We start from the raw sequence: 17,292 nt of genomic DNA on the forward strand, positions 1-17,292 counted from the left end.
CCTCGCAAATATTGAGATGCCAGATTTAGAAGCGGTAGTGCGAGAAAGCCTTGTTGGCTTCTGCCATGCGGTGCACGTCTTCACGCTTCTTAACTGCAGCACCTTTGCCTTCTGCAGCATCCAACAGCTCGCCCGCCAAACGCAGGGCCATGGATTTCTCGCCACGCTTACGGGCGAAATCTACCAGCCAGCGCATGGCAAGAGCGTTACGACGGGACGGACGAACTTCGACCGGAACCTGGTAAGTAGCACCGCCTACACGGCGCGACTTCACTTCGACCAGCGGAGCGATGGCGTCGAGAGCTTTCTCGAAGATTTCCAGGGGATCGCTGTTCTTACGCTCTTTAACCTTGTCCAGGGCGCCATAAACGATACGCTCGGCAACGGCTTTCTTGCCGCTTTCCATTACGTGGTTCATGAACTTGGCCAGGATTTGGCTTCCGTATTTTGGATCGTCAAGCACTTCGCGCTTGGCTGCTACACGACGTCTTGGCATTTGATAAGCCCTCAAACGGTCTTCAGGTTAGCCCGGGACTGCACCCTGAGGTGGATGCCCGACCTTACTCTTATCGACTCAGAAAAATAGAAACTCGCAATTCAGTACAGCGCGCCGATTACTTCGGACGCTTGGTACCGTACTTCGAACGACCCTGCTTACGGTCTTTAACGCCGGAGGTATCCAGCGAACCGCGCACGGTGTGGTAACGCACACCTGGCAAGTCTTTTACACGGCCGCCGCGAATCAGAACGACGCTGTGCTCTTGCAGGTTGTGGCCTTCACCGCCGATGTACGAGGAAACCTCGAAACCGTTGGTCAGGCGTACACGGCAAACTTTACGCAGTGCCGAGTTAGGTTTTTTCGGCGTAGTGGTATACACGCGAGTGCACACACCACGACGCTGCGGGCAGTTCTGCAGCGCAGGCACGTCGGATTTCTCGACGATACGCTTACGCGGCTGACGTACCAGCTGGTTGATAGTTGCCATCTTAAGCTCCACTGTTGTCTTGCGACGCTATTGCCCTACAAACAAAATGGCAGAGCACGTGCCCTGCCAAATTTAGGGGTGCATGAGTCTAAAGAGACTCACCGCCCCAGTCAAGACAAAGCCCCGCTAGCGAGCTGGCGGGGCTTTGCACTTAATTACCGCTGGAGTTCAGCGCTTCGGTCAGTGCGGCTTCCACTTCACTGGCGCTGACGCGTACTGGCTGAGCGGCATCACGCTTGCGCTTGCGCTCGCTGTGATAGGCCAGACCGGTACCGGCCGGGATCAGACGACCCACGACCACGTTTTCTTTCAGACCACGCAGGTAGTCGCGCTTGCCAGTAACCGCCGCCTCGGTGAGAACGCGAGTGGTTTCCTGGAAGGAGGCCGCCGAGATAAACGACTCGGTGGACAGCGACGCCTTGGTGATACCCAGCAACACGCGGGTGTACTTGGCGACGAACTTGTCTTCTGCAGCCAGACGCTCGTTTTCACCCAGTACCGCGGTCAACTCCATCTGGTCACCCTTGATGAAGCTGGAGTCACCGGCCTCAGCCACTTCGACCTTACGCAGCATCTGGCGCAGGATGGTCTCGATGTGCTTGTCGTTGATCTTCACGCCCTGCAGGCGGTACACGTCCTGGATCTCGTTGACGATGTACTTGGCCAGCGCGCTGACACCCAGCAGACGCAGGATATCGTGCGGATCGCTCGGACCGTCGGAGATCACCTCACCCTTGTTGACCTGCTCACCTTCGAACACGTTCAGGTGACGCCATTTCGGGATCAGCTCTTCGTACGGATCACTGCCATCGGTCGGCGTGATAACCAGACGGCGCTTGCCTTTGGTCTCTTTACCGAACGAGATGGTGCCGCTGATCTCGGCGAGGATCGACGCTTCTTTCGGGCGACGGGCTTCGAACAGGTCAGCAACACGTGGCAAACCACCGGTGATGTCACGGGTCTTCGAGGTCTCTTGCGGGATACGCGCAATAACATCACCCACGCCCACCTGAGCACCGTTCGCCACACCCACCAGGGCGTTCGCCGGCAGGAAGTACTGAGCCGGTACGTCGGTACCTGGCAGCAGCAGATCCTTACCATCTTCACCCACCATCTTAACGGCAGGGCGAATTTCCTTGCCGGCAGCCGGACGATCCTTCGGATCGAGGACTTCGATGTTGGTCAGACCGGTCAGTTCGTCGGTTTGGCGCTTGATAGTGATGCCGTCTTCCATGCCCACATAGGTCACGGTACCTTTCATTTCGGTCACGATCGGGTGGGTGTGCGGGTCCCACTTGGCAACGATTGCGCCAGCGTCGACCTTGTCGCCTTCCTTCACGGAGATAACAGCACCGTACGGCAGCTTGTAGCGCTCACGCTCACGACCGAACTCGTCGGCAATCGCCAGCTCGCCGGAACGCGACACTGCAACCAGGTTGCCATCCAGACGCTCAACGTGCTTGAGGTTGTGCAGACGTACCGCACCACCGTTCTTCACTTGTACGCTGTCAGCCGCCGAGGTTCGGCTGGCCGCACCACCGATGTGGAACGTACGCATGGTCAGCTGGGTACCCGGCTCACCGATCGACTGAGCAGCGATAACGCCGACTGCTTCACCGATGTTGATCTGGTGACCGCGAGCCAGGTCGCGACCGTAGCACTTGGCGCAGATGCCGTAACGGGTTTCGCAGGTGATTGGCGAGCGCACAACCACTTCGTCGATGCTGTTGCGTTCGATGAACTCAACCCACTGCTCGTCAACCAGGGTACCGGCCGGAACGATGATTTCATCGCTGCCTGGCTTCGGTACATCCTTGGCGATCACACGACCCAGTACGCGCTCACCCAGCGGCTCTACAACGTCACCGCCTTCAATATGCGGAGTCATCAGCAGGCCATGCTCGGTACCGCAATCGATTGCAGTCACGACCAGGTCCTGGGCCACGTCTACCAGACGACGAGTCAGGTAACCGGAGTTCGCGGTCTTCAGTGCGGTATCCGCCAGACCTTTACGAGCACCGTGAGTGGAGATGAAGTACTGCAGAACCGACAGACCTTCGCGGAAGTTCGCGGTGATCGGCGTTTCGATGATGGAGCCGTCCGGCTTGGCCATCAGACCACGCATACCGGCCAGCTGACGGATCTGCGCAGCAGAACCCCGCGCACCGGAGTCGGCCATCATGTACATGGAGTTGAACGACTCCTGCTCGACGGTCTTGCCTTCGCGATCGACAACCGGCTCTTTCGAGAGGTTGGCCATCATCGCCTTGGAGACTTCGTCGTTGGCCTTGGACCAGAGGTCGATCACCTTGTTGTACTTCTCGCCCTGGGTAACCAGGCCGGAGGCGTACTGCGATTCGATTTCCTTCACTTCCTCGGTAGCCGCGTCGATGATGCGCGCCTTCTCATCCGGGATAACGAAGTCGTTCACGCCGATCGACACACCGGAGATGGTCGAGTAAGCGAAACCGGTGTACATCAGCTGGTCGGCGAAGATCACGGTGTCCTTCAGACCCACAGTGCGGTAGCACTGGTTGATCAGCTTGGAGATCGCCTTCTTCTTCATCGACTGGTTGACCACGTCGTAGGACAGGCCGGCCGGTACGATCTGGAACAGCAGCGCACGACCGACAGTGGTGTCGACGATGCGAGTGTTCTTGGTGATCGAACCATCTTTCTCTTTGATGGTTTCGTTGATACGCACTTTCACGCGGGCATGCAGGGACGCTTCGCCGGCGCGGAACACGCGGTCGACTTCCTGCAGATCGGCGAATACGCGACCTTCACCCTTGGCGTTCACCGCTTCACGGGTCATGTAATACAGACCCAGTACCACGTCCTGCGACGGAACGATGATCGGCTCACCGTTGGCGGGCGAGAGGATGTTGTTGGTCGACATCATCAGCGCGCGCGCTTCCAGCTGGGCTTCCAGCGTCAGCGGCACGTGAACAGCCATCTGGTCACCGTCGAAGTCGGCGTTGTACGCGGCGCAGACCAGCGGGTGCAGCTGGATCGCTTTACCTTCGATCAGTACCGGCTCGAACGCCTGGATACCCAGACGGTGCAGGGTCGGGGCACGGTTGAGCAGGACGGGGTGTTCGCGGATCACTTCGGCGAGAACGTCCCACACCTCTGGCAGCTCGCGCTCGACCATCTTCTTGGCGGCCTTGATGGTGGTCGCCAGACCACGCATTTCCAGCTTGCCGAAAATGAACGGCTTGAACAGCTCGAGGGCCATCTTCTTCGGCAGACCGCACTGGTGCAGGCGCAGGGTCGGGCCTACGGTAATAACGGAACGACCGGAGTAGTCCACGCGCTTACCGAGCAGGTTCTGACGGAAGCGACCTTGCTTACCTTTGATCATGTCAGCCAGCGACTTCAGCGGACGCTTGTTCGAGCCAGTGATGGCGCGACCGCGACGGCCGTTGTCGAGCAGGGCGTCGACCGCTTCCTGCAGCATGCGCTTTTCGTTGCGCACGATGATGTCCGGCGCGGACAGATCGAGCAGGCGCTTCAGACGGTTGTTACGGTTGATCACACGACGATACAGATCGTTCAGATCCGAAGTCGCGAAGCGGCCACCGTCGAGCGGAACCAGCGGACGCAGGTCTGGCGGCAGAACCGGCAGAACGGTCAACACCATCCACTCAGGCAGGTTGCCAGAACCGAGGAACGCTTCCATCAGCTTCAGACGCTTGGACAGCTTCTTGATCTTGGTTTCCGAGTTGGTTTGCGGAATCTCTTCGCGCAGACGGCCAATCTCGTGCTCCAGGTCGATCGCGTGCAGCAGTTCGCGAACGGCTTCAGCACCCATGCGGGCGTCGAAGTCATCACCGAACTCTTCGAGGGCTTCGAAGTACTGCTCGTCGTTCAGCAGCTGGCCTTTTTCAAGGGTGGTCATGCCTGGATCGATAACGACATAGCTCTCGAAGTAGAGCACGCGCTCGATATCACGCAGGGTCATGTCCATCAGCAAACCGATGCGGCTCGGCAGCGACTTGAGGAACCAGATGTGGGCAACCGGCGAAGCCAGTTCGATGTGCGCCATGCGCTCACGACGAACCTTGGCCAGGGCCACTTCAACGCCGCACTTCTCGCAGATCACGCCGCGATGCTTCAAGCGCTTGTACTTACCGCACAGGCACTCGTAATCCTTGACCGGGCCAAAGATCTTGGCGCAGAACAGGCCGTCACGCTCAGGTTTGAACGTACGGTAGTTGATGGTTTCCGGTTTTTTAACTTCACCGAACGACCACGAACGGATCATCTCAGGCGAAGCAAGACCGATGCGAATGGCATCGAACTCTTCGACTTGACCCTGGTTTTTCAGCAAATTCAGTAGGTCTTTCAAGGCCTTTCCTCCTGGCGGAGCAGAGAGCGGGCTAGGCAGCCCCGCTCTCGATTCGCGTCACGTGTTATTCGGTTTCCAGATCGATGTCGATACCCAGCGAACGGATCTCTTTGATCAGTACGTTGAAGGACTCGGGCATGCCCGGCTCCATACGGTGATCTCCGTCCACGATGTTTTTGTACATCTTGGTACGGCCGTTCACGTCGTCCGACTTCACGGTCAGCATTTCCTGCAGGGTGTAGGCGGCGCCGTAGGCTTCCAGTGCCCAGACCTCCATCTCACCGAAGCGCTGACCACCGAACTGCGCCTTACCACCCAGCGGCTGCTGGGTAACCAGGCTGTAGGAACCCGTGGAACGCGCGTGCATCTTGTCGTCCACCAGGTGGTTCAGTTTCAGCATGTACATGTAGCCAACGGTGGTCGGACGCTCGAACTGGTTACCAGTCCGGCCGTCGATCAGGCGCATCTGGCCGCTTTCTGGCAGGTCTGCCAGTTTCAGCATGGCCTTGATTTCGCTTTCCTTGGCACCGTCGAACACCGGGGTGGCCATCGGCACACCGCCTTTGAGGTTGTTCGCCAGCTTGAGGATTTCCTGATCGCTCAGCTCATCCAGGCTTTCCTGACGACCGCCGATCTCGTTGTAGATCTGCTGCATGAACTTGCGCAGCTCGGCGACCTTGCGCTGCTCTTCGAGCATGCGGTTGATCTTCTCGCCCAGACCTTTGGCCGCGAGGCCCAGGTGGGTTTCGAGGATCTGCCCGACGTTCATACGCGACGGTACACCCAGCGGGTTCAGTACGATGTCGACCGGAGTACCGTGGATGTCGTGCGGCATGTCTTCGACCGGCATGATTACCGAGACCACACCCTTGTTACCGTGACGACCGGCCATCTTGTCGCCCGGCTGGATGCGACGACGGATTGCCAGGTAGACCTTGACGATCTTCAGCACGCCCGGAGCCAGGTCATCGCCCTGCTGCAGCTTGCGCTTCTTGTCTTCGAACTTGTCGTCGAGCAGCTGACGGCGGTCGGAGATGTAGGCCTGGGCCTTTTCCAACTGCTCATTAAGGGCATCGTCAGCCATGCGCAGTTTGAACCACTGGCCGCGCTCGAGGCCGTCGAGGAACTCGTCGGTAACTTCCGCACCCTTCTTCAGGCCAGCGCCGCCTTCGGCTTTCTTGCCAACCAGAGCAGAACGCAGACGCTCGAAGGTTGCGCCTTCGACGATGCGGAACTCTTCGTTGAGGTCCTTGCGGATCTCGTCGAGCTGGCTCTTCTCGATCGACAGGGCACGCGCATCGCGCTCCACGCCATCACGAGTGAAGACCTGTACATCGATAACGGTACCTTTGGTGCCAGTCGGCACACGCAGGGAGGTGTCTTTAACGTCAGACGCCTTCTCACCGAAGATCGCACGCAGCAGCTTCTCTTCCGGAGTCAGCTGGGTTTCGCCTTTCGGCGTGACCTTGCCAACCAGAATGTCGCCTGGGCCGACTTCAGCACCGACATACACGATGCCCGCTTCGTCCAGCTTGTTCAGTGCCGATTCACCGACGTTCGGGATGTCGGAAGTGATTTCTTCCGAACCGAGCTTGGTGTCACGCGCCACACAGGTCAGTTCCTGAATGTGGATGGTGGTGAAACGATCTTCTTGCACCACGCGCTCGGAGAGGCAGATGGAGTCTTCGAAGTTGAAACCGTTCCACGGCATGAACGCCACGCGCATGTTCTGACCCAGCGCCAGTTCACCCATGTCGGTGGACGGGCCGTCGGCCAGGATGTCGCTGCGCTCAACCTTGTCACCTTTGCTCACCAGCGGACGCTGGTTGATGCAGGTGTTCTGGTTGGAGCGGGTGTACTTGGTCAGGTTGTAGATGTCGACACCGGCTTCGCCAGTTTCTACTTCGTCATCATTAACGCGAACCACGATACGGCTGGCATCGACCGAGTCGATCACGCCACCGCGACGAGCCACCACGCAAACGCCGGAGTCGCGCGCTACGTTGCGCTCCATGCCGGTACCTACCAGCGGCTTGTCGGCGCGCAGGGTCGGTACAGCCTGACGCTGCATGTTCGAACCCATCAACGCACGGTTGGCGTCGTCGTGCTCGAGGAACGGAATCAACGAAGCGGCAACCGAAACTACCTGTTTCGGCGACACGTCCATCAGGGTGACGTCTTCCGGCGCCTTGACGGTGAATTCGTTGAGGTGACGTACAGCCACCAGTTCATCGACCAGCTGACCTTTGTCGTTCATGGTCGCCGAAGCCTGGGCGATCACGTGATCGGCCTCTTCAATCGCGGACAGGAAGACGATCTCGTCGGTGACCAGGGTGTCCTTCACCACACGGTACGGGCTTTCCAGGAAGCCGTACTGGTTGGTGCGGGCATAGGCCGCCAGGGAGTTGATCAGACCGATGTTCGGACCTTCAGGGGTCTCGATCGGGCACACACGGCCGTAATGGGTCGGGTGTACGTCACGGACTTCGAAGCCGGCGCGCTCACGGGTCAGACCGCCTGGGCCAAGAGCCGAAACACGGCGCTTGTGAGTGATCTCAGACAGCGGGTTGTTCTGGTCCATGAACTGCGAAAGCTGGCTGGAGCCGAAGAACTCTTTCACCGCCGCCGCAACCGGCTTGGCGTTGATCAGGTCCTGCGGCATCAGGCCTTCGCTTTCGGCCATCGACAGACGCTCTTTGACCGCACGCTCAACACGCACCAGGCCAACGCGGAACTGGTTCTCGGCCATTTCGCCGACGCAGCGAACACGACGGTTACCTAGGTGGTCGATGTCGTCGACGATGCCTTTGCCGTTACGGATATCAACCAAGGTCTTGAGCACCTCGACGATGTCTTCCTTGCTCAGCACGCCCGAACCTTCGATCTCGGTGCGACCGATACGACGGTTGAACTTCATGCGGCCAACGGCCGACAGGTCGTAACGCTCGGCGCTGAAGAACAGGTTGTTGAACAGGGTCTCGGCAGCATCCTTGGTTGGCGGCTCGCCAGGACGCATCATGCGGTAGATCTCGACCAGCGCTTCCAACTGATTGGTAGTGCTGTCGATCTTCAGGGTGTCGGAGATGAACGGACCGCAGTCGATGTCGTTGGTGTACAGCGTTTCGATGCGCACAACCTGAGCCTTGACCACTTTGGCCAGGATCTCGACGTTCAGCTCGGTGTTGCATTCGGCAATGATCTCGCCGGTAGCCGGGTGCACGATGGCCTTGGCCGTGGTGCGACCGATCAGGTAGTCGATCGGAACTTCCAGCTCTTTGATGCCAGCCTTGTCCAGCTGGTTGATGTGACGCGCGGTAATCCGGCGGCCCTGCTCAACGATGACCTTGCCTTTCTCGTCCTTGATGTCGAGAACAGCAACTTCACCACGCAGACGCTGCGGCACCAGTTCCAGATTCAGGGACTCACCCTTCACATGGAATACGTTGGTCGCATAGAACGCGTCCAGCACTTCTTCAGTGCTGTAGCCCAGCGCGCGCAGCAGTACGGAAGCCGGCAGTTTGCGGCGACGGTCGATACGCACGAATACCGCGTCCTTCGGGTCGAACTCGAAGTCCAGCCAGGAGCCGCGGTAAGGAATGATGCGCGCCGAGTACAGCAGCTTGCCCGAGCTGTGGGTCTTGCCACGGTCGTGGTCGAAGAACACGCCTGGGGAGCGGTGCAGCTGGGACACGATAACCCGCTCGGTACCGTTGATAACGAAGGTACCGTTCTCGGTCATGAGCGGAATTTCGCCCATGTACACTTCTTGCTCTTTGATGTCCTTGATCGCTTTGTTCGACGACTCTTTGTCGAAAATGATCAGACGGACTTTAACTCGCAGCGGCACGGCGAAAGTAACGCCACGCAGTACGCATTCTTTGACATCAAAAGCCGGCTCGCCCAGGCGATAACCGACATACTCCAGAGCAGCATTGCCGGAATAGCTGATAATCGGGAAAACAGACTTGAAGGCCGCATGCAGGCCAATGTCGCGGAACTGGTCCTTGGTCGCTCCTGCCTGCAGGAATTCGCGATACGAATCCAGCTGGATGGCCAGGAGATACGGCACATCCATGACATCCGGCAACTTGCTAAAGTCCTTGCGGATACGTTTTTTCTCAGTGTATGAGTAAGCCATCAGCGTTCCCCAGCTTGGTCACCTGCTTATTTGGCCCCTCCGACGGGAGTTGCCAGAAACTCTTGCAAACCCTAGGTTTGCGCCGCCACTTCGGGCGGGGTTTTCGCGCCCCAGGCCAGCCAATGATTCGCCGACCTAGAACGGAAAAAGGCCGGTGGCAAAAGCCACCAGCCATCAGCCTTTCGCTCAACGCTTGGGCTGTAGACGCAAGGTCGTCGCTTACTTGAGCTCGACTTTGGCGCCAGCTTCTTCCAAAGCAGCTTTAGCTTTATCAGCAGCGTCTTTAGCAACACCTTCCAGAACCATGCCTGGAGCGCCGTCAACGACAGCCTTGGCTTCTTTCAGGCCCAGACCGGTCAGTTCACGAACAGCCTTGATCACGTTAACTTTCTTCTCGCCAGCGTCGGCCAGGATAACGTTGAACTCGGTTTGCTCTTCAACAACAGCGGCAGCAACAGCTGGGCCAGCAGCGGCAACAGCAGCGGTAACGCCGAAGGTTTCTTCCATTGCTTTGATCAGTTCAACAACTTCCAGAACGGTTTTCTGGCCGATTGCTTCGATGATTTGTTCGTTAGTCAGAGACATGACTTTAAATCCTGTATTGGGGTGACAGCCTACGCAGCCATCAAATTAAACATATGATTTTGAAAGGAACTACGCAGCCTTAGGCAGCGGAAGCTTCTTTCTGGTCGCGAATGGCCGCCAGAGTACGAGCCAGCTTGCTGGTAGCGCCTTGAATCACGCTCATCAGCTTCGCAATGGCTTCGTCGCGAGTTGGCAGCGAAGCCAACACATCGATCTCGTTTGCTGCGAGGAACTTGCCCTCGAACGCAGCTGCCTTGATCTCGAACTTGTCCTGACCCTTGGCGAACTCTTTGAAAATACGAGCAGCAGCGCCCGGATGTTCCTTGGAGAATGCAATCAGGGTCGGGCCTTTGAACACGTCGTTGAGAACCGAATACTCGGTGCCTTCAACGGCGCGCTTGAGCAGGGTATTACGTACAACACGTACGTATACGCCAGCTTCGCGGGCCTCTTTACGGAGTCCGGTCATAGCGCCTACTGTCACACCACGGGCATCAGCCACGACAGCGGACAGGGCACCTTTGGCAGCCTCGTTGACTTCAGCGACGATGGCCTTCTTGTCTTCGAGTTTAATTGCCACGGGTTTAACTCCTGCTTGTTACCGTTTCATCCGCCCGAAGGTGGATGTCGTTTTGGTGTCTGATTCGGTAAGAATCGGGAGCACCATCTGCGTAGGCTGTTGGTTTAAGGCTTGCGCCACCTACGGTCTTGGATAGCCCCCGCAAAGCAGGGACCCCAAACCTTCAAAGCGGCGCAATCAATGCGCCGCCTCATTTATTACGCGTCCAGCGAACTCTGGTCGATGATCAGACCTGGGCCCATCGTGGTGCTCAGGGTAACGCGCTTGACGTAGACACCTTTCGAGGTCGACGGCTTCAGGCGCTTCAGATCAGCGATCAGGGCTTCAACGTTCTGCTTCAGCTTCTCGGCATCAAAACCGACCTTGCCGACGGAACCGTGGATGATGCCGTTTTTGTCAGTACGGAAACGTACTTGACCAGCTTTGGCATTCTTCACAGCGGTAGCGACGTCAGGAGTCACGGTACCGACTTTCGGGTTAGGCATCAGGCCGCGCGGACCGAGCACTTGACCCAGCTGACCAACAACGCGCATTGCATCCGGGGAAGCAATAACTACGTCATAGTTCAGGTCGCCGCCTTTCATTTCAGCTGCCAGCTCGTCCATACCTACGCGGTCAGCGCCGGCAGCCAAAGCGGCTTCAGCAGCTGGACCCTGGGTGAACACAGCAACGCGCACGGTTTTACCCGAGCCGTTCGGCAGAACGGTGGCGCCACGAACAACCTGGTCGGATTTACGCGGGTCAACACCGAGGTTGACGGCAATATCTACGGACTCAGAAAACTTGACTGCCGACAGCTCAGCCAGCAGAGCGGCCGCTTCAACGAAGTTGTAAGCCTTGCCAGCCTCAACCTTCTCAGCGATTGCCTTTTGACGCTTGGTCAACTTAGCCATTACACACCCTCCACGTTGAGGCCCATGCTACGAGCGGAGCCGGCGATAGTACGCACAGCTGCATCCATATCAGCGGCAGTCAGATCAGCCTGTTTGGTTTTGGCGATCTCTTCCAGCTGAGCACGAGTCACAGTGCCAACCTTGACGCTGTTCGGGCGAGCCGAACCGCTGGTCAGGCCAGCAGCCTTCTTCAGCAGAACTGAAGCAGGGGTGCTTTTGGTTTCAAAAGTGAAGCTACGGTCGCTGTAAACAGTGATGATCACTGGAGTCGGCAGACCAGGTTCCATGCCCTGAGTCTTGGCGTTGAACGCCTTGCAGAATTCCATGATATTCACGCCGTGCTGACCCAGAGCAGGGCCGACGGGTGGCGACGGGTTGGCTTGTGCAGCCTTTACTTGCAGCTTGATATAAGCCGTAATTTTCTTAGCCATGAGCTACTCCAGTTTTGGGTTCTAGCGCCTTACGGCTCCCCAGTTATTACCTATTTATCCCAGTGACGACAAAACCCCGCAGCCCAGGGCTGCGGGGTAAGGGATGCTTGTGTCAGTTATGCCTTCTCGACCTGACTGAACTCCAGCTCGACCGGCGTAGAGCGACCGAAAATGGTCACCGCAACCTGAATTCGGCTCTTCTCGTAGTTCACTTCTTCAACCACACCGCTGAAATCAGCAAACGGACCATCAGTCACGCGCACCATTTCACCCGGCTCAAACAGCGTTTTTGGCTTAGGCTTGTCACCGCTATCAGCAACACGGCGCAGGATGGCATCAGCTTCTTTTTCGGTAATGGGCGCAGGTTTGTCAGCTGTACCACCGATGAAGCCCATCACGCGAGGAGTGTCCTTGATCAAGTGCCAAGTCGCCTCACTCATTTCCATCTGCACCAGGACATAACCTGGGAAAAACTTACGCTCGCTTTTGCGCTTCTGGCCATTACGCATCTCTACCACTTCTTCGGTAGGGACTAGAATTTCACCAAAAACATCTTCCATACCAGCAAGCTTTACACGCTCGATCAGCGAGCGCATAACATGCTTCTCGTAACCCGAGTAAGCATGCACAACGTACCAACGCTTAGCCACGGGACACCTTTAACCGACAATCAACGAGACAAGCCAACCAAGCAGGGAGTCTAAGCCCCACAACAGCAACGCCATTACCAAAACAACAGCCACAACAATCAGAGTTGTCTGCGTGGTTTCCTGGCGAGTTGGCCAAACGACTTTACGAATCTCAACGCGAGCTTCTTTTGCCAGCACCCAGAAGGCTTGACCCTTCGAGGTTTGCAGAGCAATCACACCAGCAACCGCGGCAATAACCAGCAGCGCCAGAACGCGATACAGAATGGGCTCAGCAGAGAAATACTGATTACCAACCACGCCAACAACTACCAGAGCAGCAACAGCCAGCCACTTAAGCAGATCAAAGCGGGATTCTTTGGCCTCAGCCTTAACATTCATCTACTAATATCCTGTGAAAAGACGCGCCAAATTCTAGGAAAATGGCAGGTCAGGAGGGAATCGAACCCCCAACCTACGGTTTTGGAGACCGTCGCTCTGCCAATTGAGCTACTGACCTAAAACAGAATCAGGCCGACCATTATGCCGGCCCGAACAAAGCAGATCAATCGATTAAGCGATGATCTTTGCAACCACGCCGGCGCCGACGGTACGACCGCCTTCACGAATGGCGAAACGCAGACCTTCTTCCATTGCGATGGTCTTGATCAGGGTAACGGTCATTTGCACGTTATCACCCGGCATTACCATCTCAACGCCTTCCGGCAGTTCGCAGTTACCAGTCACGTCAGTAGTACGGAAGTAGAACTGAGGACGGTAGCCTTTGAAGAACGGAGTGTGACGACCGCCTTCTTCTTTGCTCAGCACATACACTTCTGCAGTGAAGGTGGTGTGCGGCTTGACCGAACCCGGCTTGACCAGAACCTGACCACGCTCAACGTCGTCACGCTTGGTGCCGCGCAGCAGAACGCCGCAGTTCTCGCCAGCACGACCTTCGTCCAGCAGCTTGCGGAACATTTCAACGCCGGTGCAGGTGGTCTTGGTGGTGTCACGCAGACCAACGATCTCGATTTCTTCCTGGATCTTGACGATACCGCGCTCGATACGACCAGTTACTACAGTACCGCGACCGGAGATCGAGAACACGTCCTCGATTGGCATCAGGAACGGCTTGTCGATAGCACGAACCGGCTCTGGGATGTAGGTATCCAGAGTTTCCACCAGCTTCTTAACAGCAGTGGTGCCCATTTCGTTGGTGTCTTCGCCGTTCAGCGCCATCAGCGCGGAGCCGATGATGATCGGGGTGTCGTCACCTGGGAAATCGTAAGTGCTGAGCAGGTCACGCACTTCCATTTCAACCAGCTCCAACAGCTCAGCGTCGTCAACCATGTCAGCCTTATTCAGGAAGACAACGATGTACGGAACGCCTACCTGACGGGACAGCAGGATGTGCTCGCGAGTTTGCGGCATCGGACCATCAGCGGCCGAGCAAACCAGGATAGCGCCGTCCATCTGAGCAGCACCGGTGATCATGTTCTTCACATAGTCGGCGTGACCTGGGCAGTCAACGTGCGCGTAGTGACGAATGTTGGAATCGTACTCTACGTGTGCAGTGTTGATGGTGATACCACGAGCCTTCTCTTCCGGAGCGCTGTCGATCTTGTCGAAGTCAACACGAGCCGAACCGAATACTTCGGAGCAGACGCGAGTCAGAGCAGCAGTCAGAGTGGTTTTACCGTGGTCAACGTGACCGATGGTGCCTACGTTGACGTGCGGCTTGTTACGCTCAAACTTTTCTTTAGCCATTTTGACTGCCTCCCAGAGAAGAATTGACCAGGTATCACCGCCATAAAACAAAGGCAGATACTTTCATATCTGCCTTTATCAAATGGAGCTCATGAGCGGACTTGAACCGCTGACCTCACCCTTACCAAGGGTGTGCTCTACCAACTGAGCTACATGAGCGAAACACATCGCAAGAACAACAATGCTGGAGCGGGTAGCGGGAATCGAACCCGCATCATCAGCTTGGAAGGCTGAGGTTCTACCACTGAACTATACCCGCGGAGCCTGCAGCTCTCGCTAAATCTGGTGGAGGGAGAAGGATTCGAACCTTCGAAGTCGATGACGTCAGATTTACAGTCTGATCCCTTTGGCCACTCGGGAATCCCTCCAAACGGGGCGGCATTCTCATTCTATGCCGACCTACTGTCAAGCAATTTCTCATTAAAAAACCTGAGGTTAGCTACTTTGACAGCAACTTCGCAGATCACTTGTTAGCGCCACCCTGCGAAGCGGGCGCCATTCTATGCATTCTATTGAGGGCTTGCAACCCCCTCGCAAGGCATTAATTGATGTTGTAAGCCTTTGAAGTCAAAAGCTAAACGCTGCAGCAGCGCATCATCAGCCAGACGCCGGCTTTCCGGGGCAATACGCACCCAGAAACTACGGTGTGCGCGCGTCAGCTCACGCAGCAAAGGCTCATAACCGGCATCGCGCAGCCGCTGCATAACACTGGCGGCCGAGTCGCTGCGCGGAAAAATCCCCAACGAAATACCATTGGCAAGATCGCCCTGGGTAATGATGTAGCTATCAATCTTGCGCGCCTGAAGCTCGCGCAATTGCCGCAAGGAGGCCTGACGCGAAGCCAGAGGAGGTAGATACACCCAATAATCAACCCCCGCCGCCGCATCCATACTCTGCACGCGCGACTGGATATCCAGGCTAAGCAACCGCTGCTCAACTGAAGCCGCCTCCGCAGCCACCTCAAAGCTACCCAGAAACAGACAGACAGCCTCGGGCGCCGGCGCTGCGACCACCTCTCGACGCGACGGAGCACTGGACTCACTAAGCAAACGAATATCGCGCTTACTTTCCTGCGCCATGTTCAACGGCGCAATCTCTGTAACACGTAGCGGCGCCTGCTGCTGATGCCACACGTAATAGAACAGATTCAAAACCACCAACCACAAGAACATCCAGCGCATGCATGACCTCAATCTACGGGGCAAGCGATCGCCAAGCCGATAAACACCAGATCTGGCACAACCTGCGCCCCAGGAATCTCATCAACAACCAGCGCCGCATCGCCGCCAGTCAAAAACACATCGAAGGCCGCACCCAGGCATTCAGCCGCGATGGCCAGCTGACCGCTGACAAAACCACGCAACATCAACAGGCACCCCCTCTCCACCGCCTCTGCCGTCGAGCGCCCTGGCAAAAAACCTCCAAGCGCCTGAGCCGCTTCATCTGAGTCATAGCGCGTTCTGCGCGTATGCGTACGTAACTGAGTACGCATCAACGGCACACCTGGGCAGATAAACCCGCCCAAGTGCAGCCCCTCAACACTGACAAAGTCGGACGTGACAGCCGTACCGAGATCAATCACCAGGCAGGCACGACGAGATAACTGATAAGCCCCGACAACCGCCAACCAGCGATCAAGCCCAAGGCGCTCATACTGCTCATAGCCATTGCTTACCCCGGCCAGCTCAACAGCCGAACTCGCACGCAGGCAAACGACGGCAAATTCTGTTTCGAGCAACGCAATTAAAGAGGCGGTTTCATCATCACTGCGTACACTCACCAAACGACAGGCACGCAGTGGAACAGCCTGCTCGCGAACAGCCTGCAGCAGTGCCTGATCGGAATCGACGACACCACCCGCAACTGCGGAAGCCCCCGCCAGCAAACGCCATTTGATCAATGTATTACCGCAGTCGAGCTCAAGAATCATCACGCAACCTCAGACTAAGCTCGCCACCACTGAAAACACGCTCAACCCCCTCGACCTGCATCCGCACAGCACCGGATTGATCCACCCCAAGCACCACACCCTCAACAGGCTCGCCGCCTGCCGTCAACGCGACAGGACGCAACTGCCATAGATGACTACGCTGCCACTCATCTTGTAATGCAGCAAATCCATGCCTCAACTGGATGTCCAGATAGTGCGACAACTGCCGGTTGAGCGCGCACACCAGTTCATTGCGATCCAGCTGACGACCCAACTCCATGCGCATCGACGTCCAGGGCTGACCAATTGCCCCGACCTCGGCGGCCAGCATATTTACGTTCAACCCTATGCCAATCACGACATGACAAACATCTGCAGGATCGCCGGACAACTCCAACAGGATACCGGCCAGCTTACGCTCGCCTACCAACACATCATTGGGCCACTTCAATCCGGCAGAGGAAACACCGCAATCACGCACGACCTGCAGCAGCGCCAACCCCACAGCCAGACTCATGCCTTCCAGCTGCCGCATGCCCCCTTCAATACGTAACACAAGGCTGTAATAGATGTTTTCACCGAAGGGACTCACCCAGCTTCGTCCGCGCCGGCCGCGCCCGCTAGTCTGCCGCTCAGCCAACACATAGAACGGCAGCGCCGGCGCTGAGGGCAAAAGCCGCAACGCCTCGGCATTGGTAGAGTCGAGACTGGGCACCACATAAGCCAGCCAACCAGGACCATCTCCCTGACCATTCAGGCGCGGTTCATCCAGCATCTGCAGCGGCGCCTCCAACCGGTAGCCGCGGCCACGAACCTTATGCACCGACAAGCCCAACTCGGCCTGCAACGCCTGCAGCTTCTTCCACACCGCAGCACGACTAACACCCAGTTCAGCACCGAGGGCTTCACCGGAATGGAAGCGCCCGTCCTGAAGGAGCTTTAACAATGAAAGCATGCGAGTCCTACCGGAAAATGAGGCACGCATAATAACGATGCGCCGTATCG

14 protein-coding genes and 4 tRNA genes are annotated in these 17,292 nt (G+C 57.1%); all 18 read right to left on the bottom strand.

The annotated features are described in order from the left end of the window. Positions 1-25: 25 nt before the first annotated feature. Positions 26-496 carry a 30S ribosomal protein S7 gene (gene rpsG / locus ACOCLD_RS19690; protein WP_010490886.1) on the bottom strand — a complete coding sequence of 157 codons (471 nt, stop codon included), beginning with the start codon at positions 494-496 and terminating at the stop codon, positions 26-28. A 118-nt stretch (positions 497-614) separates the two neighbouring features. Beyond that, a complete protein-coding gene (gene rpsL, locus ACOCLD_RS19695; RefSeq protein WP_003463319.1) occupies positions 615-986 on the bottom strand; it encodes a 30S ribosomal protein S12 in 372 nt (123 codons plus the stop codon). A 151-nt stretch (positions 987-1,137) separates the two neighbouring features. Then, positions 1,138-5,337, bottom strand: a complete 4,200-nt coding sequence (gene rpoC, locus ACOCLD_RS19700; protein WP_422910362.1) for a DNA-directed RNA polymerase subunit beta' — start codon at positions 5,335-5,337, stop codon at positions 1,138-1,140. Positions 5,338-5,401: 64 nt separating this feature from the next. Beyond that, positions 5,402-9,475, bottom strand: coding sequence for a DNA-directed RNA polymerase subunit beta (gene rpoB, locus ACOCLD_RS19705; protein WP_233686600.1), 4,074 nt, complete (start codon positions 9,473-9,475; stop codon positions 5,402-5,404). Between the two features lie 219 nt (positions 9,476-9,694). After that, entirely contained in the window at positions 9,695-10,060 is a 366-nt protein-coding gene (gene rplL, locus ACOCLD_RS19710) for a 50S ribosomal protein L7/L12 (RefSeq protein ID WP_233686601.1), read from the bottom strand. A 79-nt stretch (positions 10,061-10,139) separates the two neighbouring features. Beyond that, entirely contained in the window at positions 10,140-10,640 is a 501-nt protein-coding gene (rplJ, locus tag ACOCLD_RS19715; RefSeq protein WP_257777841.1) for a 50S ribosomal protein L10, read from the bottom strand. Between the two features lie 197 nt (positions 10,641-10,837). After that, positions 10,838-11,533, bottom strand: coding sequence for a 50S ribosomal protein L1 (gene rplA / locus ACOCLD_RS19720; protein ID WP_233686602.1), 696 nt, complete (start codon positions 11,531-11,533; stop codon positions 10,838-10,840). Then, complete coding sequence (gene rplK, locus ACOCLD_RS19725) at positions 11,533-11,964, bottom strand: 50S ribosomal protein L11 (protein ID WP_108096542.1); 432 nt, start codon at positions 11,962-11,964, stop codon at positions 11,533-11,535. The genes rplA and rplK overlap by 1 nt, the downstream gene beginning before the upstream one ends. 116 nt (positions 11,965-12,080) lie before the next feature. Further along, the gene (nusG, locus tag ACOCLD_RS19730) at positions 12,081-12,614 is read right to left on the bottom strand and encodes a transcription termination/antitermination protein NusG (RefSeq protein ID WP_108489519.1); all 534 of its coding nucleotides are present in this window, start codon (positions 12,612-12,614) and stop codon (positions 12,081-12,083) included. A gap of 9 nt (positions 12,615-12,623) precedes the next feature. After that, positions 12,624-12,992: a preprotein translocase subunit SecE gene (gene secE, locus ACOCLD_RS19735; RefSeq protein WP_422910363.1), complete on the bottom strand. Its 369-nt coding sequence runs from the start codon at positions 12,990-12,992 to the stop codon at positions 12,624-12,626. A gap of 42 nt (positions 12,993-13,034) precedes the next feature. Next, positions 13,035-13,110: transfer RNA gene (locus ACOCLD_RS19740), tRNA-Trp, on the bottom strand. A gap of 53 nt (positions 13,111-13,163) precedes the next feature. Beyond that, the gene (tuf, locus tag ACOCLD_RS19745; protein WP_422910360.1) at positions 13,164-14,357 is read right to left on the bottom strand and encodes an elongation factor Tu; all 1,194 of its coding nucleotides are present in this window, start codon (positions 14,355-14,357) and stop codon (positions 13,164-13,166) included. A gap of 83 nt (positions 14,358-14,440) precedes the next feature. Further along, positions 14,441-14,516 (bottom strand) — tRNA-Thr (locus ACOCLD_RS19750). Positions 14,517-14,542: 26 nt separating this feature from the next. Next, positions 14,543-14,616, bottom strand: a tRNA-Gly gene (locus ACOCLD_RS19755). Positions 14,617-14,640: 24 nt separating this feature from the next. Further along, a tRNA-Tyr gene (locus tag ACOCLD_RS19760) sits at positions 14,641-14,725 on the bottom strand. A 141-nt stretch (positions 14,726-14,866) separates the two neighbouring features. Next, the gene (locus ACOCLD_RS19765) at positions 14,867-15,538 is read right to left on the bottom strand and encodes an SPOR domain-containing protein (RefSeq protein ID WP_422910364.1); all 672 of its coding nucleotides are present in this window, start codon (positions 15,536-15,538) and stop codon (positions 14,867-14,869) included. A gap of 8 nt (positions 15,539-15,546) precedes the next feature. Further along, positions 15,547-16,287, bottom strand: a complete 741-nt coding sequence (locus tag ACOCLD_RS19770) for a pantothenate kinase (protein WP_422910365.1) — start codon at positions 16,285-16,287, stop codon at positions 15,547-15,549. Beyond that, on the bottom strand, positions 16,277-17,242 hold the full coding sequence (gene birA, locus ACOCLD_RS19775) for a bifunctional biotin--[acetyl-CoA-carboxylase] ligase/biotin operon repressor BirA (RefSeq protein ID WP_422910366.1): 966 nt from the start codon (positions 17,240-17,242) through the stop codon (positions 16,277-16,279). The genes ACOCLD_RS19770 and birA overlap by 11 nt, the downstream gene beginning before the upstream one ends. Between the last annotated feature and the right edge of the window lie 50 nt (positions 17,243-17,292).

The sequence above is a fragment of the Pseudomonas cimarronensis genome (assembly GCF_049331905.1).
Classification (GTDB): Bacteria; Pseudomonadota; Gammaproteobacteria; order Pseudomonadales; family Pseudomonadaceae; genus Aquipseudomonas.

Coding starts and splice junctions, on each gene's coding strand:
- rplA (WP_233686602.1), bottom strand. CDS start 11,533: ATGGCTAAGTTGACCAAGCGTCAAAAGGCAATCGCTGAGAAGGTTGAG.
- rplL (WP_233686601.1), bottom strand. CDS start 10,060: ATGTCTCTGACTAACGAACAAATCATCGAAGCAATCGGCCAGAAAACC.
- ACOCLD_RS19765 (WP_422910364.1), bottom strand. CDS start 15,538: ATGCGCTGGATGTTCTTGTGGTTGGTGGTTTTGAATCTGTTCTATTAC.
- secE (WP_422910363.1), bottom strand. CDS start 12,992: ATGAATGTTAAGGCTGAGGCCAAAGAATCCCGCTTTGATCTGCTTAAG.
- rplK (WP_108096542.1), bottom strand. CDS start 11,964: ATGGCTAAGAAAATTACGGCTTATATCAAGCTGCAAGTAAAGGCTGCA.
- rpoB (WP_233686600.1), bottom strand. CDS start 9,475: ATGGCTTACTCATACACTGAGAAAAAACGTATCCGCAAGGACTTTAGC.
- rpsL (WP_003463319.1), bottom strand. CDS start 986: ATGGCAACTATCAACCAGCTGGTACGTCAGCCGCGTAAGCGTATCGTC.
- birA (WP_422910366.1), bottom strand. CDS start 17,242: ATGCTTTCATTGTTAAAGCTCCTTCAGGACGGGCGCTTCCATTCCGGT.
- ACOCLD_RS19770 (WP_422910365.1), bottom strand. CDS start 16,287: ATGATTCTTGAGCTCGACTGCGGTAATACATTGATCAAATGGCGTTTG.
- tuf (WP_422910360.1), bottom strand. CDS start 14,357: ATGGCTAAAGAAAAGTTTGAGCGTAACAAGCCGCACGTCAACGTAGGC.
- rpsG (WP_010490886.1), bottom strand. CDS start 496: ATGCCAAGACGTCGTGTAGCAGCCAAGCGCGAAGTGCTTGACGATCCA.